Genomic DNA, 20,979 nt, shown 5'->3' with positions numbered 1-20,979 from the left:
CACTTAATCGCCCAGATCCCCGAACAACAACGGCATCCCCGTCCTTGGCCGGATGGTCAGGCGGCTGATCGGTTCGGGCTTGAACCCCGGCGGCACGCTCAGGGCAAAGCGCCACACGACCGCGGCGATCACCGTCATCACCTCCTGCTGGGCAAAGCCCGCCCCAACGCACACGCGCGGTCCCCGGCCGAACGGGAACCAGGCCTGTTTCACCATGTCGGCATTGGCGGGATCATCGAAGCGATCGGGGTCGAAGGCATGGGGGCAGGCCCAATTATCCTTGTTGCGCTGGGTCAGCCACGGCGCGACGACCAGCATTGATCCAGTCTCCAGATGCTTGTCGCGCATATCCATCGGACAGGTGACTTCGCGCGGCAGGAAGGAGACGGGCGGATAGAGGCGCAGCGTCTCACGGAAGATATTGCGCAACTGCCCCATTTCCTTGAGCATCGCGGCGGTCAGCGGCGCGTCGCCCGCAACCGCGCTGATTTCCGCCCTAACCCGATCCTGAATATGCCGACATTCGGCGAGCATATAGAGCGCCCAGGTCATGGTGCTGGCCGATGTCTCATGGCCCGCGAGGAAGATGGTCGACACCTGCTCCATCACCTGATTGCAGGTGAAGGCCTCCCCGGTGTCGGGATGTTTCGCCTCGATCAGCGACTGGAGAATGTCGCGATGCGGCGCTTCTCCGCGCGCATGCCAGCCTTCATAGCGCGCTTCCACGATCGGGCGGAACACGTCATGGATGGCGCGCGCCGGACCTTTCGAGCGCGTCTCGAACCAACCGGCGGGAATGCCGTACAGCCGCAGCATCGACGCGCTATGCGCCAGCCGCTGGAACTTGCCGAAGGCGATGTGGATGATGTTCGATCGCGCCGCGTCCAGCGCCTGCGAAAACAGCGTGCGAAAGATGATGTCGGCCGCGACGTGCGTCATCATCGGGTCGATATCGACCGGCGCGGTGCGATCGGCCGCCTCAAGCCGCGCGACCAGATCGTCGGCGGCCGCCACCATCAACGGCATGGTCCGCCCCAGAGCGGTATGGGCAAAGGCGGGATTGACCATCGCCCGCTGGCTTTCCCAATCCGTGCCATTGGCGGAAAAGACGCTGTTGCCGATCAGCGGGTCGAGATTGCGGACCAGTTCGCTATGTTTGGGGAATGCGGTGCCGCCGCGCAAAATCTGGTCCACCAGGCTCAGCTCATTGGCGATATACATGGTCCGGCCGGGCAGGCGGATCTCGCCCATCTTCATCGTATAGCTTTTGTCGAACAGCACATGGATCCAGCTATGCCAGCCGCGCAGGAACCGCTTGATCAGCCCGCGCTTGGTGCGGGGCGGCTGCGGATAGGGGGGCGTAAAAAGATCGGTCAAGGGATCGTCCTGAAGGCGGCGACGGCTTCGTCCACGGTACGGGGGCCAGCGGTCAGGCTGATGAAATCGAGCGGCGAAAGCCTGTCGCCCACACGCAGATAGTCGAAATGCGCCTCATATTTGTTCGACCAGCCGCCATGATAATTGTCCGGCTGATAGAAGAGATGGAAGCGCGGCGATAGCATGTCCACCCGCGCCGCATGATTGTCTGCGACAAGCTGCAGCGGATTGACGTTATAATAGGCCGCGCCATCGGGCGGCGAGGAAATATCGACATAGCGGAACGCCTTGTCCGCCAGCGCCGCCAGATCCGCATGATACCAGCGCGCGTCGCGGCGCAGGCCGATCACCGGCACCACCTGCCCCATACCCACCATGACAACATGGTCGGGCATCGCCGCGCCGCCGCGCAAGGCAAACACCCGGCGCAATATGCTCATGCCCAATATGGTGCCCGCGCTGTGCGTAACGATCTGCACTTCGTCCCAATCGCCGTCCAGTTCCGCCGCGATGCGCGCGGCAAACTGATCGAGCCGCGCGTCCAGCTCCGCGCCCGGCCCAGCGGCGGCCAGCGCGCCATGATAGGTCATGAACCGCAATAGCCAGGGCACGACCAGCTTGGCCAGCAAGCGCCCCGACAGCAGCGCGCTGATGCCGATGCCGACGAGCGCACTGACCCACAAAGGCAACAGCAGCGACAGCAACAGCGCAGGCACCAGAGCCAGCAGCAAAGGGATCAGCACGGCAAACAGCGGCGGATAGAGGATGGTGATGACCGGCCCGGAGCGCAGCTTGCGCATCCGCCCGAACTGCATGAAGCGCGCATGGCCGACATAAGCCCGCGCCGCCCGCAGCGCCAGCGGCAGCGGATTGCGGATCCACACCTTGGCGATCAAATCTTCCCAGCGCAGATATTCATAATCGACCGCGACGCCCGCCTGTTCATTGGCAACGTCCCATTGCACCGACACCAGCGACCCGTCCGGCCCGGCCCGCCGCGCGCCGACGGTCACATCCTCCCCCGTGAGCTTATGATAGCGCGCCGCCTGTTCGCGGTAGAGCTGATGATAGAAACGCACGCCGCGCGGATCGAAACCGCCGAGGTAGAAGACTTTACGCTTGAACTTTTGCACTGACCCAGCCCTAATCGGGGCATGAGCACACCCGAACGCGACTATTGCTATTTCATAGACCATCGCAAATACAACCGAAACATCGGCTGTAGGAAACATGACAATGCCTATGGCATCAATGGCGGCGGCAGCGAGCGGGACCGCTGGCGCGCCGACATGGCCTTTTATCGCCATATGAAGGGAGAGAGCGATCCGATGGCGTTGCCGTCCCTCATCGCCTGCCTCGCCTTCGGCTGGTTCTGCTGGAACTATCATCCGGGCAAGGGCCTGTGGCGCGGGCAATTGTTGCGCCGCTTCGCCAAAGCGCCCAAATGAGCGCCATGACCAGCTCAAAGCATATCTCCACAGGTTCCGTCACCTTCGGCAACGACCTGCCCTTCGTTCTCATTTCCGGCCCCTGCCAGATCGAAAGCCGCGACCATGCGCTGTTCATGGCCGACGCGCTGGCGCAGATCGCGCGGCAGGCGGGCGTGCCCTTCATCTTCAAAAGCAGTTTCGACAAGGCGAACCGGACATCGGTGTCGGGCCAGCGCGGCGTCGGCATCGACGCAGGCCTCACCATCCTCGCGGAGGTCAAGGCGACGCTGGGCTGCCCGGTGCTGACCGACGTGCATGACGCAGGCCAGGTGGAAGCCGCCGCGCAGGCGGTGGACATCCTCCAGATCCCGGCGTTCCTGTGCCGCCAGACCGACCTGCTGCTCGCCGCCGGGCGCACCGGCGCGGTCATCAACGTCAAAAAGGGGCAGTTCATGGCCCCCTGGGACATGGCGGCGGTCGCGCAGAAGGTCGCCTCGACCGGCAATGACCGCATCCTGCTGACCGAACGCGGCGCGAGTTTCGGCTACAATACCTTGGTCAGCGACATGCGCGCTTTGCCCGTGATGGCGCAGACCGGCTATCCGGTCGTCTTCGACGCCACCCATTCGGTGCAACAGCCGGGCGGCCTGGGCTCCGCATCCGGCGGCCAACGCGAATATGCGCCGCTCCTCGCCCGCAGCGCGATCGCGGCCGGCGTCGCGGCGATCTTCGCCGAAGCCCACCAAGACCCCGACAACGCCCCCTCCGACGGCCCGGTCATGCTGCCGCTCGACTGGGTCGCACCCATGCTCGCGAAGCTGAAAGCCATCGACGAAGTGGTGAAGGGGTAAGGCAAAGGCCCAACCCCGCCCTCTCCCGCCTTCGCGGGAGAGGCTATGAAGACTTGGCAGCGTGCTGCCTAGTCGCAGTCGGTGAGGGCCTTTCTTGCAGCGTTAGACAGACCCTCACCCTCCCACGCCTTCGGCGCGGGCCCCTCCCTCTCCCGCGAAGGCGGGAGAGGTGTGGCGGTCGCCCTTTATGCGGTCAGGGCCGAACCTGCCCCGTCCCCCGCACGATCCACTTGTACGTCGTCAGCCCCTCCAGCGCGACCGGCCCGCGCGCGTGCAACCGTCCGGTGGAAATGCCGATTTCCGCGCCCAGCCCGAACTCGCCGCCATCGGCGAACTGGGTCGAGGCGTTCCACATCACGATGGCGCTATCCACCGCATTGAGGAAGCGCTCGGCGGTGGCGGCATCGTCGGTGATGATCGCGTCGGTATGGTGGCTGGCATGGGCGGCGATATGGGCGATCGCTTCCTCCACGCCATCGACCAGCCGAACCGACACGATCGCGTCGAGATATTCAGTGTCCCAATCGGCCTCGTCGGCGGGCTTCACCCGCGCGTCCATCGCCTGCACCGCTTCGTCGCCGCGCACTTCGCATTGCGCGTCGAGCAGCGCCCTGACCAGCGCGGGCGCATAAGCATAGGCGCTGTCGATCAGCACCGTTTCGGTCGCGCCGCAAATGCCGGTGCGGCGCATCTTGGCATTGACCACCAATTGCTGCGCCATCGTCGGGTCCGCCGCACCATCGACATAGCTGTGGTTGATCCCGTCGAGATGGGCCAGCACGGGCACGCGCGCTTCGTCCTGCACCCGCGCGACCAGGCTCTTGCCGCCGCGCGGCACGATCAGGTCGACAAATTCGGCCGCCTTGAGCAGCGCGCCGACCGCCGCGCGATCGGTGGTGGGCACGAGCTGCACGACATCGGCGGGCAGGCCAGCGGCGACGACCCCCTCGACGATCGCGGCGTGGATCGCGCGGTTGCTCTCCTTCGCCTCGCTGCCGCCGCGCAGGATCACCGCATTGCCCGCGCGCAGGCAGAGCGCCGCCGCGTCGGCGGTCACATTGGGGCGGCTTTCATAGATGATGCCGATCACGCCCAGCGGCACCCGCACCCGGCGCAGGTCCAGCCCATTGGGGCGCACGCTCTGGTCGATCACGCTGCCCAGCGGATTGGGCAGGCCCGCGACCTGCTCCACGCCCGCCGCCGTGGCCTCTACACGGCCCGCGTCGAGCCGCAGCCGGTCGAGCAAAGCGGGCGACAGGCCGTTCGCCACCGCATTGTCCATATCGCGCGCATTGGCGGCGATGATCGCCGGTGCCTGGTCCCGCAACGCCTGAGCCGCGCGGCGTAGCGCGTCGGCCTTTTGCGCGTCGCTCGCCTGCGCGATCACGGCGGCGGCGCGGCGCGCGCGCGCGCCCATCGTCGCGATCAGCATTTCGGGGGTCTGGGTCAGGTCGTTCATCATCACTCTCGCCATTCGGGTGCGCGGCGGCTTAGCATGAAAGCCGACCGTTGCGAAGGCGATAGGACCGGCGTCAGGCCGCCTTGGCCAGCCCCTCATCCTTCACCGCGCGAAACAGGCGGCAGGGCGGAATATTGCGCCATTCCAGCGCATCCTGCACCTGCCCGAACAGGGGATCGATCAGGCGGCGCACGAAGCGCGAATATTGATAGACGAGGAACGCCCCGCCGGGCCGCAGCGCGCCAAGCGTCTCCGCCGCAATGCCCTCGCCCACGCCGTCGGGCAGCGTGGAAAAGGGGATGCCGGACAGGATATAATCGGCCTGCATATGGCCCGCTTCCCGAATGAAGCGCCGCACGTCGGCGGCCGATCCATGCACGACCCGCAGGCGAGGATCATCGATCTGCGCCTCCAGATAGGCGACGAAATCGACATTGAGGTCGATCGCCAGCAGCGTGGCATCGGGGTGCATCCGGTCGAGGATCGCTTGCGTAAAGGTGCCGACGCCCGGACCATATTCCACGAACAGGCGCGTGCGCTGCCAATCGACGGGGTCGAGCATGCGCTTCACCAGCGTCGCGGACGAAGGGATGATCGACCCGATCATGCCGGGATGTTTGACAAACTGCCGGAAAAACAGCCTCCACTGGCTCAGGAACGCGCCCTTGCGAGCGCGATTGTCATTCTTTTTCAAGGGAATGGAGGCCATCAATATCCGCCTGTTTGTCATTACGGTCGGGCGTCGCAAAAATCGGCAAGCCTTGCAAGCCGCATTGCGCGCATCGGGCAGGAACGCGCAGGCGGCGATTGGTTTCCCCGCCGCCCGCGCGTCACCCTAGCGGTGAGGCTCGATCAGGCCCGGTCGCGCGCGCGCACCATGCCCGGTGACACGAAGCCGATCGGGTCGATCTGCATCGCGCTTTGCTTCAACGTCGCCTGGATCTGCTCATATTCCCGCTCCATGTCGGGCGTCACCGATGCGCGGGTTTCCAGCAGCGCGGCCTCGAAATGCGCCATCGTGACCTTCTCGACCGTCATCGACTGGCGCAGCGCGAACAGGCCCGCCCGCCGCGACAGATCCTCCAGATCCGCGCCGGTAAAGCGCTGCGTCCGCGCCGCCAGCGAGGCGAGATCGACATCGTCCGCGAGCGGCATTTTGCCCGTATGGATCGACAGGATGCGCGCCCGCCCGGCCTCGTCCGGCACGGGGACATAGATCAACTCGTCGAACCGGCCGGGCCGCAGCAACGCCGGGTCCACCAGCGTCGGCCGATTGGTCGCGCCGATCACCACCACCGACTGCAATTCCTCCAGCCCGTCCATCTCGGCGAGAATGGTATTGACCACCCGCTCCGTCACTGCCGGTTCGCCAAGCCCGCCGCCACGCGCGGGGACCAAACTGTCCAGTTCGTCGATGAAGATGACCGTCGGGGCCACTTGCCGCGCGCGGGCGAACAGCCGGGCGATCTGCTGCTCGCTTTCGCCATACCATTTGGACAAGAGGTCGCTCGATTTGGTGGCGATGAAGTTCGCCTGCGCCTCACGCGCCACCGCCTTGGCCAGCAGCGTCTTGCCGGTGCCGGGCGGGCCGTAGAGCAGGAAGCCCTTGGCCGGGCGGATGCCGATCCGGCGGAAGGCGTCGGGATTTTTGAGCGGCAGCTCGACCCCTTCCTTCAAGCGCATCTGCGCATCGTCCAGCCCGCCAATGTCGGACCAACCGATATTGGGTGCCTGCACCATCACCTCGCGCATGGCCGATGGCTGCACCCGCTTGATCGCCGACATGAAATCCTCGCGCGTGACGCACAATTCTTCCAGGACATCGGCCGGGATCGTCCCGTCCTCCAGGTTGAGGCGCGGCATGAAACGGCGCACCGTCTCGATCGCCGCCTCGCGGGTCAGCGCCGCCATGTCCGCGCCGACGAAGCCATAGGTCATGCGCGCCAGTTCGGACAGGTCCACCTTGTCGCCCAGCGGCATGCCGCGCGTGTGGATGCCCAATATCTCGCGCCGCCCGCGCTCGTCGGGCACGCCGACCACGATCTCGCGGTCGAAGCGGCCGGGTCGCCGCAGCGCCTCGTCAATCGCCTCCGGGCGGTTGGTCGCAGCGATCACCACCAGATTGGTGCGCGGCTCCAGCCCGTCCATCAGCGTCAGCAATTGTGCGACCAACCGCTTTTCGGTTTCGCCGGTCACCTGTCCCCGCTTGGGCGCGATCGAATCAATCTCGTCAATGAACAGGATCGAGGGGGCAGCCTTGGCCGCCGCCTCGAATATCTCGCGCAACTGTTTTTCGGATTCGCCATAGGCCGACCCCATGATCTCCGGCCCGTTGATCAGGAAGAATTCGGCTTCCGATTCGTTGGCGACGGCGCGGGCCAGCCGCGTCTTGCCAGTGCCCGGCGGGCCATGGAGCAGCACGCCGCGCGGCGGATCGACGCCCAGCCGCTGGAACAGTTCGGGGTAGCGCAGCGGCAGTTCGACCATCTCGCGCAACTGGTCGATCGTATCGGCCATGCCGCCGACATCGTCATAGGTCACGTCGGCACGCCGCGCTTCCTTGGGCTCCTCATATTCGGGGCGCAGCTCGACTTCGGTTTCCGCGTCGATCTGCACCACGCCCTTGGGTACGGTCGACACCACGACCAGCCGGATTTCCTGCAAGGCATAGGCGGGCGCGGCCAGCATCTGGCGCAATTGCGGCGGCATGTCACCGGTCGGCACCTGCTGCTGCCCGGCGGTTGCGACGACATCGCCCGCGGTCAACGGCCGCTGAAAGAATACCCGCTTCAACGCTTCGGGATGGCCCTGCAGCCGTAAATTATTTTGTGCAGGCGCGAACACGACCCGCTGCGCCGGGCGCGGCTCCACCTTCTCGATATGGACGAAATCGCCCGACCCGGCCCCGGCATTGGCCCGCTGCAAGCCATCGAGGCGCAGCACGTCCAGCCCTTCATCTTCCTTGTACGGACGCACCACGCGCGCAGGCGTGGATCGCTTGCCGACGATCTCGATCACATCGCCTTCGCTCAGCTGCAATTCGGCCATCACCGTCAAGGGCAGCCGTGCAAGCCCGCGTCCCGCATCTTCGGGCCGCGCATTGGCGACCTGGATGCGGCGTCCAGTCATTTCCTCATCGGCCATCGGGCACCCCGTCCTTCTTGTTCCGTAACGAGATAGGAAACGTCGGCCGCCGCGAAAAGGGGGCCATGTGCCACGCACAAGGCATAAAAAAAGGGCCGACCACAAGGGTCAGCCCGTAAAGTTTTAGGAGAGGATGCCTGAAAGGCCTGCTCTATATGTAGCGTTAAACGCGATATTGCAAGTGCGAACGCAAAAGTTCCGGTTGCAAAAAATGCATCTTGCCATTCGCCTGATTTTCCTGCTCTGTAGGGCGAGGATGCTTGAGACCGGAAGCTGCCCACTCGATAACAGGCGATGACGCGGCGCAGCGCACCGGCGATGGAATTGTAAAAGATCATGCGGAGATTACCGCCCCTTACGGCCCTGGAGGCCTTTGTGCAGGTCGCACGCCTCGGCTCGGTCAAGGCGGCGGCGGAAGAGCTTGCGCTCTCGACTCCTGCGCTCAGCCGCCGGGTTCAGGCGCTGGAACGCTTCATCGGCCGCCCCCTGTTCGACCGCAAGCATCAGGCGCTGGAAATCAATGCCGAGGGGCAAAGGCTGCTCGACGACATCGCGCCCGCCCTCGATTCGCTGGCGCAAGCGCTGGAAAATATCCAGAGCGGCGGCAATCAGTTGCGGCTGCGGCTGGCGGTGCTGCCGCTGTTCGCGACCCAGCGTCTCTTCCCGCATCTGGGCGCCCTGCGCGCGCTCCACCCCCAGCTGCATATCGACATCGAAACGACGCCCCATGCGGTGGCGCGGCTGGGCGAAGGGCTGGACGCGGCGATCGTGCTGCTGGCCAAGGATATCGATCCGGCGCTCTATGCGCATGAGCTGGACCATGACGAAGTCTATCTGATCGGGCGGCGCGAACTGCTCGAAGCGCCCCATGCGCTGACCGCGCCGCAGGAGCTGGCGAACCATACCGTGCTGATCCACCGCGACATGGCCCAATCCTTCGACGCCTGGAAGGAAGCGGTCGGCCTGCCCGACCTGCAACCGCTGGCGATCGACAATTATGATTCGGGCCAGTTGATGCTGGAAGCCGCAGCGCAGGGGCTGGGCGTGGCCGTCATGCATGCCAGCCATTTCAACCAGTCGGGCGATACCCGGCTGGTGCGGCTGTTCCCCGACACGCATGTCGACAGCCCCTATCGCTATTTCTTCGTCTGCCGCCCCCGCGCGCTCCAGACGCGGGCGGTCCGCATCTTCCGCGACTGGCTGGTCGCCGCCGACATCTGACACGGCGTATGACCTGGAAGGGGAGACGGATCGATTCTTTCCCGCTATACTCTTAACCCTGTTCTATCTGTGCCGTTATGAGGGTCATGACCGGGGCATCCTCTTCTTCCGCAAGCTCGCAACATGGGCTTACCGATCGGCTGACGCGCTGGGCCAAGGGTCTGTCGGGCAAGGCGGAGGAGGGAAGTGTGGAAGCCGAAACCCGTCCCCGCGCCGGATCATCGTCCAACCGCGAGATCAACCGCCGCCGTCAGCTCTATGAAGATATTGGCGATTTTCTCTTCGCCCATGACCTCGACCTCACGCCCATCAATTTCAGCGTCGCGCTGGATTATCTGACCGGCGCGAATATCGGCGTGGAAAAGGCGATCCGCGCGGTGATGATGGAGCGCGGCAAGATCACCAATGGCTGGATCGAGACGATCGCCGCCGAACAGCGCGCCGATGAGGTCACCCCCGATTCGCTGGCGACCATGCTCGACAAGGTCGAGGAAAATCTCACCCAGTTCACTGGCCTGATGCATGAATCACGCAATTCGGCGAAGGATTATGGCGCGGCGCTGCAGGAACAGGCCAAGGATCTGGTCGAAGGCGGCGATAGCGAGCCGGTACTGGCGCGCCTCGTCGGCCTCACCCGCTCGATGGTCGAAAAGACCCGCCTCGTCGAAACCCAGTTGCGCGAAAATCAGAAGCAGACCACGGCGCTCAAATCCAGCCTCGAAACCGCCCGGCGCGCGGCCGAGCATGACCATCTGACCGGCCTGCCCAATCGCCGCGCCTTTGAGACCGTTCTGCGTGAGGAAGTGGCGCTGGCCCAGGCGCAGGGCGAACAGCTCTCGGTCGCCTTTTGCGACATCGACCATTTCAAACATGTCAACGACACCCACGGCCATGACACGGGTGACAGGGTGCTGAAATTCGTCGCCGGCCTGCTGGCCAAGGCGTCCAACGACCGCTGCCATGTCGCCCGCCATGGCGGCGAAGAATTCGTCATGCTGTTCCGTGGCAAGGGGCCGGGCGAAGCGGGCGAAGTGGTGGACGGCGTGCGCGAGGATCTGGCCAACCGCAGCCTCGTCAATCGCGCCACTGGCGAGCGGATGGATCGGGTCAGCTTTTCCGCTGGGGTCGCCAATGTCCTGGCCTATGAAGACGCCCGCGCCGCGCTCAAGGCCGCCGACCGCGCGCTCTATCTGGCCAAGGAACATGGCCGCAACCGCGTCTATCTCGCCGCCGAAACGGACTGATCCCCCGTCCCTCTCCCGTCCCTGTACAAGAGGCGGGCTTCGTCGTTGACAACGCCCCTATAATGATCGACCCCAGCGTCGATACGCATGGCGAACCCGGCGCAGTTTCCGGCTCTACGATACATTGGGGGGGACTGCATGATCCTGTATTTGATGGCCGCTGCGGCCAGTACGACGCCTGCCGACGCATGGACCACATGCCTGACCACGCGGGTCGAGACATTGGTGCGTGGTACCGCGACCGCCGACACCATCGCCGACCAGGCGATGCGCGCCTGCGCCGCCGATGAGCTGGCCGTGCGCCGCTCGATCGAGAAAGATGCGGGTGGTGCCAGCGTCGCCGAGGTGTCGCAGCTCCTCGACACGTTGAGCCGGGACACGCGCAAGGAAATGCGGACGCTGGCGATCGAACTGCGCGCGCTGCAACCCAAGGCAGCCGCGCCACGCCCGGCCGCAACCGCCGCCGCGCCGCTCGACCCGCGCGCGGCCGCCCGCGCCAAGGCCGCCGCCGTGCAGAAGGGCAGCACTGCCACCGGCCCGCTGACGCTCAAGCTCAAAGTGTTCAACTCCGCCACCGTGCCGGTCGGCTCCATGAACACGATCGCCACCAATGGCAGCGTGGGTGCCAACTGGCTGACGCAAAAGGCGATCGCGCCCTCGGCCTTTCACACCTTCACCTTCACCAATGCCGCGTGCAGCCGCAACCTGCGCGTCACCTTCAGCAGCGGGGCCAGCCTGACGCGGATGCTCGACTTCTGCGGCAAGACGACGCTCTACATCAGCAACCGGGACATGTGGGTCGAATAAGCGCTGCAGCTATTTGCGCAGCAAAAACACCGCATGTTCGGCGAACAGATTGGCGTTCGCGTGCGTGGTTTCGCGGTCGCCCTTCAAAAACCACTGCCCGTCGATGGTCCAGCCGCGCTCCTTCACCAGGGCGCGGAAATCATCGACGGTGACATGGTGGATGTTGAGCGTGTCGTACCAGGTGTCGGGCAACAGCCGCGTCACCGGCATCCGCCCGCCCCACAGCAGCGACAGCCGCCCGCGCCAATGGGCGAAATTGGGGAAGGATACGAACGCCTGCCCGCCGATGCGCAGCAATTCCTCCACCACCAGGTCGGGACGCCGCGTCGTCTGGAGCGTCTGGCTCAATATGGCATAGTCGAAACTGGCGTCGGGATAGTAACGCAGGTCCGTGTCCGCATCCCCCTGCACCACCGACAGGCCGCGCGCCACCGCCGCCGCGACGTTCGACCCGTCAATCTCCAGCCCGCGCGCATCGACCCCGGCATTGTCGCGCAGCGCTGCCATCAGCGCGCCCTCGCCACAGCCGACGTCCAGCACCCGCGCACCCTGCCGCACCGTGCGCGCGATCAGCGCCAGGTCGGGACGCAAGGCCGCGCTCATGCCCGCCCGCCCTGCAGGAAGCCGTCGACCACCCGGTTGAGTTCGGGACATTCCAGCAGGAAGGCGTCATGGCCGAACGGGCTGGACAGTTCGACAAAGCTCGCCTGCGCCCCACTGGCGTTGAGCGCATGGACGATGATCCGTGATTCGGTGGTGGGATAAAGCCAGTCGGTATCGAAACTGACCAGGCAGAAGCGCGCCTTGCTCGCGGTAAAGGCATGGGCCAGCGACCCGCCATGGTCCTCGGCAATGTCATAATAATCCATGGCGCGGGTGATGTAGAGATAGCTATTGGCGTCGAACCGGTCGACGAAACTCAATCCCTGATGCCGCAAATAGCTTTCCACCTGGAAATCCGCGTCGAACCCGAAGGTCTTGGCGTCCCGCCCCTGCAAACGCCGCCCGAATTTCTCGGTCAGCCCGGCTTCGGACAGATAGGTGATATGCGCCGCCATCCGCGCCACGGCCAACCCAGCGCTCGGCACCTGGCCGTCGGCATAATAGTCGCCGCCACGCCATTGCGGATCGGCCATGATCGCCTGGCGCCCGACTTCGTGGAAAGCGATATTTTGCGCGCTGTGCCGCGCGGTCGATGCAATGACGACGCAGCTTTCGACCCGGTCGGGGAAGAGGGTCGGCCAGGTCAGCGCCTGCATCCCGCCCATCGACCCGCCGATCACCGCCGACAGCCGCGCAACGCCCAGATGGTCGAGCAGCAACGCCTGCGCCCGCACCATGTCGGCAATGGTCAGCACCGGAAAGCGCATCGCATAAGGGTCGCCCGTCGCCGGATCGACGCTGGCCGGGCCGCTCGACCCCATGCAACTGCCGATGACATTGGCGCAGACGATGAAATGGCGCGAGGGATCGACCGGCTTGCCCTCGCCCACCATCCGCCACCACCAGCCGGGCTTGCCCGTGCCCGGATGCTCCGACGCGACATATTGGTCGCCGGTCAGTGCATGGCAGATCAGGATCGCGTTGGACCCGTCGGCATCCAACTGCCCATAGGTTTCATAGGCGATATCGACCGGCCCCAGCGTCGCCCCGCTCGACAGGTTGAGCGGTCCGGTCAGGCGGACCTGGCGGCGCAGGCCGAAACGGCTGTCTTCAGTCGCGATGATGCTGGCCATGATGCCGCCGCGCTAGGACCGCCACCTGTTCCTGTCAATCGCCAGCGGGTGGTGCCATGCCCTCACAAATCCACCCCCGCCGCGATCGCCTCCAGCTTGCGGATGCGTTCCTTGAGGTCGGCGACTTCGATCCGCGCGACCGCTGATGGCGGGGCGGCGTCTTCGGCGCGGCGGTTCAGCTCGGCGCGCTTCAAGGCCAGCCAGCCGTCCCAGCCGCGCAAGGCCGCCACCGCGATGATCGCTACGCCCGCCAGAGTCGTCAGGGCCATGGCCAGATAAAGATAGGGGTCCTGCATATGTGCCTCCCTGTCGACGCGAACCGCGCTTAGTCGCGGTCCCGCAGCTTTTCGAATTCCCGCTCCAGCGCGGTGGAGCCATCGGTCGCCAGCCGTTCCAGCACCGCGACCCGCTCTTTCAGCCCCTTGACCTCGGCGCGCAGCCTTTCGGTGTCGGGGTCCGGCCCGCGTGCGACCAGCGTTTCGCCCTTGTCGTGCCGGACCACGCCGTAGCGCGCGCGGATGACGCTGGCGATGGCGGTGATCGCGACGATGGCGACGACCATTTCAAACGGTCCCATTCCCTTAACTCCCTGTTCTTATGCCGGGATCAGTTGGCGACGCCGCGCAGCTGCTCGATCTCGCGGGTCAGCTGGTGGCTTTCGTCGGTGACGATCCGCTCGACCACGGCCAGCCGGTCCTTCATCGACCCGATCTCGGCGCGCAGCTGGGCATTTTCCTGGCTCAGCAATTTGATGCGCTCGACCATTTCCTCGTTTTTCTGCGGATAGATCGGCTTGCCCCAGCTATTTTCCAGCGGGTAGCCATTTTTCACGCGCAACCAGGTGGTGAATATCCAGCCGCCAATAGCAAGCGCGCCCAGGATCATTCCGACTTGCGCAAAATCTTCAAATGGAAACATCATCTCTACTCCCTTGCCAGCTGCGCCTCAGCGCAGCGCCTCGATTTCGTGCGCGGTGCGGGTGGCGGGATCGGTGGCGATCCGCTCCAGCACGGCGATGCGTTCCTCCAGGCGGCTGATCTTGCCCACCAGCTTTTCGTTTTCGCGCGACAGAAGGTCGATTTTTCGACCAGCGGCGGCGTCCGTTCGATCAACGGTGCCGGTCCATTCATTTTCCACCGGATAGCCGTGCCGGGCACGGACCCAGGTGGTGAACATCCAGCCCAAAGTCGACATCGCGATGATCGCCAGAACAAAGAAAGGTCCACCGACATTCATGATTAGTCTCCCTGTTTTGCCCCAGGCTGCTTAGCGCAGACGATCGATTTCATCGGCCAGGCGCGTGTTGCGGCTGGTATAGTAGATTTCGATGTCCGCGAGGCGGCGATCGATATCGCGGAACTTGGACCGCACGTCGCGGGTGGAGCGGGTCGGGTTGGTCCGCACGCCCTGCCAGAATTTCTCGTCGTCGCGATCGGCATAGAGGCCCGATGGCTTGTTGTCGGCGAAATAGGCAGCGGCGAAATAGGCGATCAGCGTCCAGGGGAAAGCCCCCATCAGCGTCACCAGCACCGCGCCGACGCGGACCCACACGACGTCGATCCCGCTATAGTCGGCAATGCCGGAACAGACGCCCATCCATTTGCCGTCGGCCTTGTTGAGGTAGAATTTGGTGCGGCGGGCGGTCATGTCAGTTTCTCCGGTCGAAGGTGAATTCGCCCGGCTCCTGCGGACGATGCGGGCGGAAATCGGGGTTGTCGGCGGCGACGATCCGTTCGACCGTCTGCAGCCGCTCTTCCATCCGACGGGCGAGAAGATGGAGTTCATCCAGCAGCTTCTCATCCTCGTCGGTGATCTTGGGGGCCTGCTTCCACTTGGTGACATAGTGGAAGATCAGCCACGGCATGCCGATGAACAACATGCCGCAGACGATGATGGGCAGAAAAATCTCTTCCATCGGATCAGTCCCCCTTGTTCATGCTGGCCTTGAGCGCGGCGAGGTCGGCATCCACCTTGTCGGCGGAGCGCAACTCGGCAATCTCTTCTTCCAGCGTCTTGGGCGCGCTGCCCAGGTCCATCGCGTCGGCGCGGCCTTCGGCCATGTCGACCCGGCGTTCCAGCAGGTCGAAACGCGCAAACGCCTCATTGACCTTCTCGCCGGCATAGGCTTCGCGCACGCGCAGGCGGTTTTCCGCGCTCTGCATCCGGGTGACCAGGCTGTTCTGGCGCACGCGGGCTTCGCGGAGCTTCGCCTGCAGCTTGGCGATATCCTCTTCGGCGGCGCGCAGCGCTTCGTCCAGCGTCTCGATCTCATGGCTCAGATGCTCGGCCATGTCGGTCGCCTTCTGCCGTTCAACGAGCGCCGCCTTGGCCAGGTCTTCGCGATCCTTGGAAAGCGCAAGCTGCGCCTTTTCGGTCCAGCTGTCCTGCAACGCGGTCAGCTTGGCGATGTGGCGGCGCATTTCCTTCTGGTCGGCGATAGTGCGGGCGGCGGACGCGCGCACTTCGACCAGGGTTTCCTCCATTTCGAGGATGATCATGCGGATCATCTTCGCCGGATCTTCCGCCTTGTCGAGCAGGTCGGTCACATTGGCGGCGATGATGTCGCGGGTGCGGGAAAAAATACCCATTTTAACGTCACTCCTGGTCTTGGCTATTTTCTTGAAACGACCGGGCGACCCTTATGCCAGATAGCGTGGGGTTGCCGGATTGTGGGTTTCGCTGGCGAGTATCGGGGTTTCGCTGGCGCGGGCCGGGCCGACGGCTGCCAGGATCAGGGTCGATCCTACCAGCAGGGCGGCGACGGCGACCGACATCAGTTGGCCGATTTCGCGAACGCTGTTGCTGTTGTCTTCCATTTTATACACTCCCTGAACCTTGGCCTTCATGTGGTTCCGCGATTATTTGCGGATTGCCCATAGCTTTGCAGGGGCCGTGCCAAATTGCCGAAAGGCACGGATTTCCGCCATTTTTGTCCATTCATTTCGGTCGAGTGCGGAATTTCGCTTGCGACAAGGTGGGAAATTTCACCATAAGTTGGGGTATGGAGAAAACGACCCATTTTGTCGGCCAGTCATTGGCCTTTCTCGACGCCGTCGAACTGGCGGGGCGCGCGGCCGAACTCAATCGGCCGGTGCTGGTGATCGGCGAGCGCGGGACCGGCAAGGAGCTGATCGCCGAGCGGCTGCATCACTTGTCGCCGCGCTGGGGCGAACCCTTGATCGTCATGAACTGCGCCGCGCTGCCCGAAACGCTGATCGAGGCCGAATTGTTCGGCCATGAACAGGGCGCCTTCACCGGCGCCAACCGCGCGCGGCCCGGCCGGTTCGAGGAAGCCGATGGCGGCACGCTGTTCCTCGATGAACTCGGCACCCTGTCGATGGCGGCGCAGGAACGGCTGCTGCGCGTGGTCGAATATGGCGAAGTCACCCGCATCGGCGCGTCAAAGCCGCTGCGCGTCGATGTCCGCATTGTCGCTGCGACCAATGACGATCTGCCCGCCGCCGCCGATGCCGGGCGCTTCCGCCCCGACCTGCTCGACCGTTTGAGCTTCGAAGTCATCACCCTGCCGCCGCTGCGCGCGCGCGAGGGCGATGTGCCGGTGCTGGTCGATCATTTCGGGCGGCGCATGGCCGCCGAACTCGCCTGGCCGCAATGGCCGGGCTTTGACGCTACCACGCTGGCGGAACTGGAGGCCTATGCCTGGCCCGGCAATGTCCGCGAATTGCGCAACGTGATCGAACGGGCCGTCTATCGCTGGGACGCGCCGACCCGCCCGATCAGCCGCATCACCTTCGACCCCTTCGCCTCCCCCTGGAAGCCCAAGCCGCTCATGCCCCGCGCCGCCGACCCCTGCGACCCGCCCGTGCCGACCGCCAAGGCCACCGCCGCCTCGGTCCACGATATTTGCGACCTGCGCGCCGCCGTCGACGCCTATGAATCCGCGATCATCACCGCCGCGCTAGACCGCTACCGCTTCAACCAACGCGCCACCGCCAAGGGCCTCGGCCTCACCTACGACCAACTGCGCCACTGCATGAAGAAGCATAGCCTGAGCGCAGGGTAGCTTTGATGTTCCATTAAATATTGCGGCTCGCTATTTTTGTGCTACATTAATACGCGTGGCAGCGCCGTAGTCGGAGGAAAACATGCCATGCGCATCGAGTATGATCCGTCCAAGCGACAAAAAACTCTCGATGCGCGCGGCCTGGATTTTGAATCCATCGTTATGATGTTCGACAGGTTCCACCTGATCCGAACCGACGAGCGAAAAGATTATGGCGAGGTCCGCTATATCATGCTCGGCCTGTTGGATGAACGGCCGGTCATATGTGTCTGGACACCCAGGGGTGACGCCATTCGCGTCATTTCGATGAGGATAGCAGATGATGACGAACGAGAAATCTACTGGCGGGAACTGGATCGATCCCGATGATGCCCCAAAGCTGACTCAGGACTGGGCCGATGGCGCAGATGCCTATGTGGGCCAGACGCTGGTGCGCCGCGGACGCCCCAAACTCGAACAAACCAAGCAGCATGTGTCACTGCGGCTCGACCCTGATGTGATCGCCAGCTTCAAGGCGGGCGGTCCCGGCTGGCAAGCGCGCATCAACGAGGCCTTGCGAAAGGCGGCGCGTCTCTAGCGCCACCGCCAAGGGCCTCGGCCTCACCTACGACCAACTGCGCCACTGCATGAAGAAGCACCGCCTCAGCGCAGGCTAATCTTCCCCGGCACGGGGAGGGGGACCGCCGCGCAGCGGTGGTGGAGGGGGCGTGCAACAGGGCGCACATCCTCGCCCACCCCTCATCCCGTCATCCTGACGAAAGTCAGGATCCATGAGCCGCTACGTCGTCTCGACGCCCCTAAGGTTGCGCCCATGGATCCCAGCTTCCGCTGGGATGACGGTGAAAACCCCCTCTCACCGCGTCGGCACAGGCTCCGCGCCCGAATAATCGTAAAACCCCCGCCCCGTCTTGCGGCCATACCAGCCCGCCTCGACATATTTCACCAGCAGCGGCGCGGGGCGATATTTGGGGTCGCCCGTGGTGCTGAGGAAAACATTCAATATCTCCAGCGCCGTATCCAGCCCGACGAAATCGAGCAGCGTCAGCGGCCCCATCGGGTGATTGAGCCCCAGCTTGCAGCCCATGTCGATGTCAACCACGCTGCCCACGCCCTCGCCCAGCACGAACACCGCTTCGTTCAGCATCGGCAGCAGGATGCGGTTGACGACGAAGCCCGGCGCGTCGAACGCCTGCACCACCGTCTTGCCGATCCGCCCCGCAAAGCCCTCGACCGCCGCCACCGTTTCGGGCGTGGTGGCAAGGCCGCGAATAACCTCGACCAGCACCATCACCGGCACCGGATTGAAGAAATGCACGCCGACAAACCGCCCCGCATCGGGCGCGGCCTGCGCCAGCCGGGTAATCGGAATGGACGATGTATTGGTGGCCAAGATCGCATCAGCCGCCAGCAACGGCCCGACATTGGTAAAGATCGCGCGTTTCACTTCCTCGCGCTCGGTCGCCGCCTCGATCACCAGTTGCGCGTCGGCCAGCGGCGCGATCTCGCCCACCGGCCGGATGCGCGCCAACGCCGCATTGGCATCGGCCTTGCTGATCTTCTCCTTCTCCACCGCCCGCGCCAGCAGCTTGGCGATCCCCGCCAGCCCCTTTTCCGCGCGGGGCAGGTCGATGTCCGACAGGATCACGTCATAGCCCGCCTGCGCCGCCACCTGCGCTATCCCTGCGCCCATCTGCCCCGCGCCGATCACGCCTACCGTGCGAATATCCGTCATGTTGCTCTCTCTCCCTGGCTCAACTCGTCCCCCTCATCCTAGCGCCCCGCCCCGCCGGGGGCCAGAGCGGCCCACTCCTCAAAAAGCGCAGGCGACAAAATGCGCCTGTTGCGCGGGGGAAGGACGTTTCGGCCTTTGCCTCGACCGCGCGCCATGGTTAAAAGCCCGCCATGATTGTTGCCCAAATGATGCCCTCTCCCGCGACCGGACGCTTCATCGCGGCCGTGCATCATTTCCCGCTGCGCATTTATTTCGAGGATACCGACCTGTCGGGCCTCGTCTATCACGCCAATTATCTGCGCTATATGGAGCGCGCCCGGTCCGACATGCTGCGCCTCGCGCAGATCGACCAGCGCGCCGCGCATGAAGCCGGCACCGGCGTCTATGCCGTCACCGACCTGCAGATCCGCTATCGCCGCCCCGCCCGGCTGGATGACGACCTGATGGTGGTCAGCCGCGTGGCTCAGGTGAGCGCAGCGACCTGCACCATTCATCAGTCAGTCATGCGCGGCGACGAACAGTTGACCGACGCCAGCATTTGCGTTGCATGGCTGACGCCGCAGGGCCGCCCGCAACGGCAACCCAAAGCCTGGACCGACATTTTCAGCCGCCTTTGCCAAGGGGAAGACCTCCACCCATGACCCTCAACCTGCCAGACGTCGCCGCGGTGGCCGACGCCGCCACCATTTCCCCGCTGGCCCTGTTCCTTCAGGCCGACATCGTCGTGAAGGGGGTGATGCTGGGCCTGTTGCTGGCCAGCATCTGGACCTGGGCGATCATCATCGGCTTTTCGGTCAGCCTGCGCCGCGCCAGCAAGGAAAGCCGCAAGTTCGAGGCGGATTTCTGGAAGGCGGAGGATATCGACCGTTTCTACGAAACCCGTGGCAAGGTGGAGCATCCCGCGGCCAAGGTGATGGCGGCTGGCGTCACCGAATGGCGGCGTTCGACCGCGCAGAAGGTCGTCGATCGCGACGGCACGCGCGACCGGCTCGCCACCGCCATGTCCAGCACCATCGCCGCCGAAATCGACCGGCTGTCCGACCGGCTCAACATATTGGCGACGGTTGGTTCGGTCGCCCCCTTCGTCGGCCTGTTCGGCACCGTCTGGGGTATCATGCGCGCCTTTACCGCGATTGCGGCCGAACAGAATAGCTCGCTCGCCGTCGTCGCGCCGGGCATTGCAGAGGCCTTGTTCGCCACCGCCATCGGGCTTTTTGCCGCGATCCCGGCGGTCATCGCCTATAACCGTTTCAGCCACGGCATAAACCGCCTCGAATCCGCCCTCACCCGCTTCGCCGACAGCTTCTACGCGACGCTGAGCCGCGAACTGGAGGCCCAGCGATGAGCACTTCCGTCCTTTTCACCGCACATTCCCACCCCCGTTCGGCCCACCCCCGTTCGGTTCGAGCTTGTCGAGAACGGCGCGCTTCGTTCTCGACAAGCTCGAACCGAACGGCGACCGGGACGGGAGACCCCCGCTAATGGCCATGTCCGGCCCTCCCTCCGCCCGCCGGGGTCGCGGCCGCGCGCCCATGGCCGACATCAACGTCACGCCTTTGGTCGACGTCATGCTGGTGCTGCTGATCATCTTCATGGTCACCGCGCCGCTGCTGGTGACCGGCGTGCCGGTCAACCTGCCCGAAACCCGCGCCAAGGGGCTGGACCAGGATGCCAAGCCCACCGTCGTCTCCATCGACCGCGACGGCGCGACCTATGTCGATGAGGACGCCGTGGCGGATATCGACCTGCCCGACCGGCTCGCCGAAATCGTCGCCGCCAATGCGGGCAAGCCCGAAGCGCCGCAAATCTTCCTGCGCGCCGACAAGGGGCTGGATTATGGCCGGGTCATGCGCGTCATGGCCGAACTCAACCGCGCCGGCCTGAACAAAGTGTCGCTGGTCTCGTCGCCCGACGATGCAGCCAGCGACGGTTCAGGCGAGAGGCCGTAGGGCAG

Annotated in this window: 27 protein-coding genes and 1 pseudogene; 12 read left to right on the top strand and 16 right to left on the bottom strand. The window is 64.7% G+C overall.

Going from position 1 to position 20,979, the window contains the following annotated elements; all coding sequences use genetic code 11:
* Positions 1–3: 3 nt before the first annotated feature.
* Both BSY17_RS12230 and BSY17_RS12225 read right to left on the bottom strand, forming a co-directional pair.
* Positions 4–1,377, bottom strand: a complete 1,374-nt coding sequence (locus tag BSY17_RS12230; RefSeq protein ID WP_069065707.1) for a cytochrome P450 — start codon at positions 1,375–1,377, stop codon at positions 4–6.
* The gene (locus tag BSY17_RS12225; RefSeq protein ID WP_069065706.1) at positions 1,374–2,510 is read right to left on the bottom strand and encodes a hypothetical protein; all 1,137 of its coding nucleotides are present in this window, start codon (positions 2,508–2,510) and stop codon (positions 1,374–1,376) included. Before BSY17_RS12225 ends, BSY17_RS12230 begins: the two co-directional genes overlap by 4 nt.
* 21 nt (positions 2,511–2,531) lie before the next feature.
* Between BSY17_RS12225 and BSY17_RS12220 the strand changes: the two genes are divergently transcribed.
* Both BSY17_RS12220 and kdsA read left to right on the top strand, forming a co-directional pair.
* Entirely contained in the window at positions 2,532–2,825 is a 294-nt protein-coding gene (locus BSY17_RS12220; RefSeq protein WP_069065705.1) for a hypothetical protein, read from the top strand.
* Positions 2,822–3,658: a 3-deoxy-8-phosphooctulonate synthase gene (gene kdsA, locus BSY17_RS12215; protein ID WP_443019520.1), complete on the top strand. Its 837-nt coding sequence runs from the start codon at positions 2,822–2,824 to the stop codon at positions 3,656–3,658. The genes BSY17_RS12220 and kdsA overlap by 4 nt, the downstream gene beginning before the upstream one ends.
* Positions 3,659–3,851: 193 nt before the next feature.
* On the opposite strand, the gene BSY17_RS12210 is transcribed toward kdsA, so the two are convergent.
* The 3 genes from BSY17_RS12210 to BSY17_RS12200 all read right to left on the bottom strand — a co-directional run bounded on the left by BSY17_RS12210 (position 3,852) and on the right by BSY17_RS12200 (position 8,261).
* Complete coding sequence (locus BSY17_RS12210) at positions 3,852–5,117, bottom strand: glutamate-5-semialdehyde dehydrogenase (protein WP_069066939.1); 1,266 nt, start codon at positions 5,115–5,117, stop codon at positions 3,852–3,854.
* Positions 5,118–5,190: 73 nt separating this feature from the next.
* Positions 5,191–5,826 (bottom strand): class I SAM-dependent methyltransferase, encoded by a 636-nt coding sequence (locus BSY17_RS12205; protein WP_069065704.1) that lies wholly within the window; start codon positions 5,824–5,826, stop codon positions 5,191–5,193.
* 143 nt (positions 5,827–5,969) lie between these two features.
* Entirely contained in the window at positions 5,970–8,261 is a 2,292-nt protein-coding gene (locus BSY17_RS12200; RefSeq protein ID WP_069065703.1) for a CDC48 family AAA ATPase, read from the bottom strand.
* A 336-nt stretch (positions 8,262–8,597) separates the two neighbouring features.
* Between BSY17_RS12200 and BSY17_RS12195 the strand changes: the two genes are divergently transcribed.
* The 3 genes from BSY17_RS12195 (at position 8,598) to BSY17_RS12185 (ending at position 11,533) form a co-directional block, all read left to right on the top strand.
* Positions 8,598–9,482: a LysR substrate-binding domain-containing protein gene (locus tag BSY17_RS12195; RefSeq protein ID WP_069065702.1), complete on the top strand. Its 885-nt coding sequence runs from the start codon at positions 8,598–8,600 to the stop codon at positions 9,480–9,482.
* Positions 9,483–9,568: 86 nt separating this feature from the next.
* The gene (locus tag BSY17_RS12190) at positions 9,569–10,726 is read left to right on the top strand and encodes a GGDEF domain-containing protein (protein ID WP_069065701.1); all 1,158 of its coding nucleotides are present in this window, start codon (positions 9,569–9,571) and stop codon (positions 10,724–10,726) included.
* A 138-nt stretch (positions 10,727–10,864) separates the two neighbouring features.
* Positions 10,865–11,533, top strand: a complete 669-nt coding sequence (locus BSY17_RS12185; RefSeq protein WP_069065700.1) for a hypothetical protein — start codon at positions 10,865–10,867, stop codon at positions 11,531–11,533.
* Between the two features lie 9 nt (positions 11,534–11,542).
* On the opposite strand, the gene metW is transcribed toward BSY17_RS12185, so the two are convergent.
* The 10 genes from metW to BSY17_RS21560 form a co-directional block, all read right to left on the bottom strand.
* Positions 11,543–12,136, bottom strand: coding sequence for a methionine biosynthesis protein MetW (metW, locus tag BSY17_RS12180; protein WP_037480289.1), 594 nt, complete (start codon positions 12,134–12,136; stop codon positions 11,543–11,545).
* The gene (metX, locus tag BSY17_RS12175) at positions 12,133–13,269 is read right to left on the bottom strand and encodes a homoserine O-acetyltransferase MetX (RefSeq protein WP_069065699.1); all 1,137 of its coding nucleotides are present in this window, start codon (positions 13,267–13,269) and stop codon (positions 12,133–12,135) included. Before metX ends, metW begins: the two co-directional genes overlap by 4 nt.
* Before the next feature lie 62 nt (positions 13,270–13,331).
* The gene (locus BSY17_RS12170; RefSeq protein ID WP_069065698.1) at positions 13,332–13,565 is read right to left on the bottom strand and encodes a hypothetical protein; all 234 of its coding nucleotides are present in this window, start codon (positions 13,563–13,565) and stop codon (positions 13,332–13,334) included.
* A 29-nt stretch (positions 13,566–13,594) separates the two neighbouring features.
* Positions 13,595–13,846 carry a hypothetical protein gene (locus tag BSY17_RS12165; RefSeq protein ID WP_037474283.1) on the bottom strand — a complete coding sequence of 84 codons (252 nt, stop codon included), beginning with the start codon at positions 13,844–13,846 and terminating at the stop codon, positions 13,595–13,597.
* A gap of 29 nt (positions 13,847–13,875) precedes the next feature.
* A complete protein-coding gene (locus BSY17_RS12160; protein ID WP_037474280.1) occupies positions 13,876–14,187 on the bottom strand; it encodes a hypothetical protein in 312 nt (103 codons plus the stop codon).
* 27 nt (positions 14,188–14,214) lie between these two features.
* Positions 14,215–14,505, bottom strand: a complete 291-nt coding sequence (locus tag BSY17_RS12155) for a hypothetical protein (protein WP_069065697.1) — start codon at positions 14,503–14,505, stop codon at positions 14,215–14,217.
* 30 nt (positions 14,506–14,535) lie between these two features.
* Positions 14,536–14,916, bottom strand: coding sequence for an envelope stress response membrane protein PspC (gene pspC / locus BSY17_RS12150; RefSeq protein ID WP_037474275.1), 381 nt, complete (start codon positions 14,914–14,916; stop codon positions 14,536–14,538).
* Position 14,917: 1 nt separating this feature from the next.
* Positions 14,918–15,184 (bottom strand): envelope stress response membrane protein PspB, encoded by a 267-nt coding sequence (pspB, locus tag BSY17_RS12145; protein WP_037474273.1) that lies wholly within the window; start codon positions 15,182–15,184, stop codon positions 14,918–14,920.
* Positions 15,185–15,188: 4 nt separating this feature from the next.
* Entirely contained in the window at positions 15,189–15,857 is a 669-nt protein-coding gene (pspA, locus tag BSY17_RS12140; RefSeq protein ID WP_069065696.1) for a phage shock protein PspA, read from the bottom strand.
* Between the two features lie 51 nt (positions 15,858–15,908).
* Entirely contained in the window at positions 15,909–16,085 is a 177-nt protein-coding gene (locus BSY17_RS21560; RefSeq protein ID WP_171899233.1) for a hypothetical protein, read from the bottom strand.
* A 185-nt stretch (positions 16,086–16,270) separates the two neighbouring features.
* Here BSY17_RS21560 and pspF point away from each other — a divergent pair, with 185 nt between their 5' ends.
* The 4 genes and pseudogenes from pspF to BSY17_RS22185 form a co-directional block, all read left to right on the top strand.
* A complete protein-coding gene (pspF, locus tag BSY17_RS12130) occupies positions 16,271–17,293 on the top strand; it encodes a phage shock protein operon transcriptional activator (RefSeq protein ID WP_069065695.1) in 1,023 nt (340 codons plus the stop codon).
* Between the two features lie 87 nt (positions 17,294–17,380).
* The gene (locus BSY17_RS20945; RefSeq protein ID WP_076605555.1) at positions 17,381–17,662 is read left to right on the top strand and encodes a BrnT family toxin; all 282 of its coding nucleotides are present in this window, start codon (positions 17,381–17,383) and stop codon (positions 17,660–17,662) included.
* Entirely contained in the window at positions 17,613–17,870 is a 258-nt protein-coding gene (locus BSY17_RS12125; RefSeq protein ID WP_037474265.1) for a BrnA antitoxin family protein, read from the top strand. Before BSY17_RS20945 ends, BSY17_RS12125 begins: the two co-directional genes overlap by 50 nt.
* Positions 17,806–17,949, top strand: a pseudogene (locus BSY17_RS22185) (phage shock protein operon transcriptional activator); the annotation flags it as partial. The gene BSY17_RS12125 and the pseudogene BSY17_RS22185, both read left to right, overlap by 65 nt.
* Positions 17,950–18,146: 197 nt before the next feature.
* Here the strand turns inward: BSY17_RS22185 and BSY17_RS12120 are convergent.
* Positions 18,147–19,025, bottom strand: a complete 879-nt coding sequence (locus tag BSY17_RS12120; protein WP_069065694.1) for a 3-hydroxyacyl-CoA dehydrogenase NAD-binding domain-containing protein — start codon at positions 19,023–19,025, stop codon at positions 18,147–18,149.
* A 170-nt stretch (positions 19,026–19,195) separates the two neighbouring features.
* On the opposite strand from BSY17_RS12120, the gene BSY17_RS12115 reads away from it, so the two are divergent.
* The 3 genes from BSY17_RS12115 to tolR all read left to right on the top strand — a co-directional run bounded on the left by BSY17_RS12115 (position 19,196) and on the right by tolR (position 20,974).
* On the top strand, positions 19,196–19,666 hold the full coding sequence (locus BSY17_RS12115) for a YbgC/FadM family acyl-CoA thioesterase (protein ID WP_037474260.1): 471 nt from the start codon (positions 19,196–19,198) through the stop codon (positions 19,664–19,666).
* Entirely contained in the window at positions 19,663–20,370 is a 708-nt protein-coding gene (gene tolQ, locus BSY17_RS12110; protein ID WP_043152101.1) for a protein TolQ, read from the top strand. The genes BSY17_RS12115 and tolQ overlap by 4 nt, the downstream gene beginning before the upstream one ends.
* Before the next feature lie 136 nt (positions 20,371–20,506).
* Positions 20,507–20,974 carry a protein TolR gene (gene tolR / locus BSY17_RS12105; protein WP_069065693.1) on the top strand — a complete coding sequence of 156 codons (468 nt, stop codon included), beginning with the start codon at positions 20,507–20,509 and terminating at the stop codon, positions 20,972–20,974.
* Positions 20,975–20,979 lie beyond the last annotated feature (5 nt).

The sequence above is a fragment of the Sphingobium sp. RAC03 genome, assembly GCF_001713415.1.
GTDB lineage: Bacteria > Pseudomonadota > Alphaproteobacteria > Sphingomonadales > Sphingomonadaceae > Sphingobium.
The sequence above is the reverse complement of the archived record's forward strand: the minus strand, read 5'-3'. Positions and strand labels throughout refer to the sequence as shown.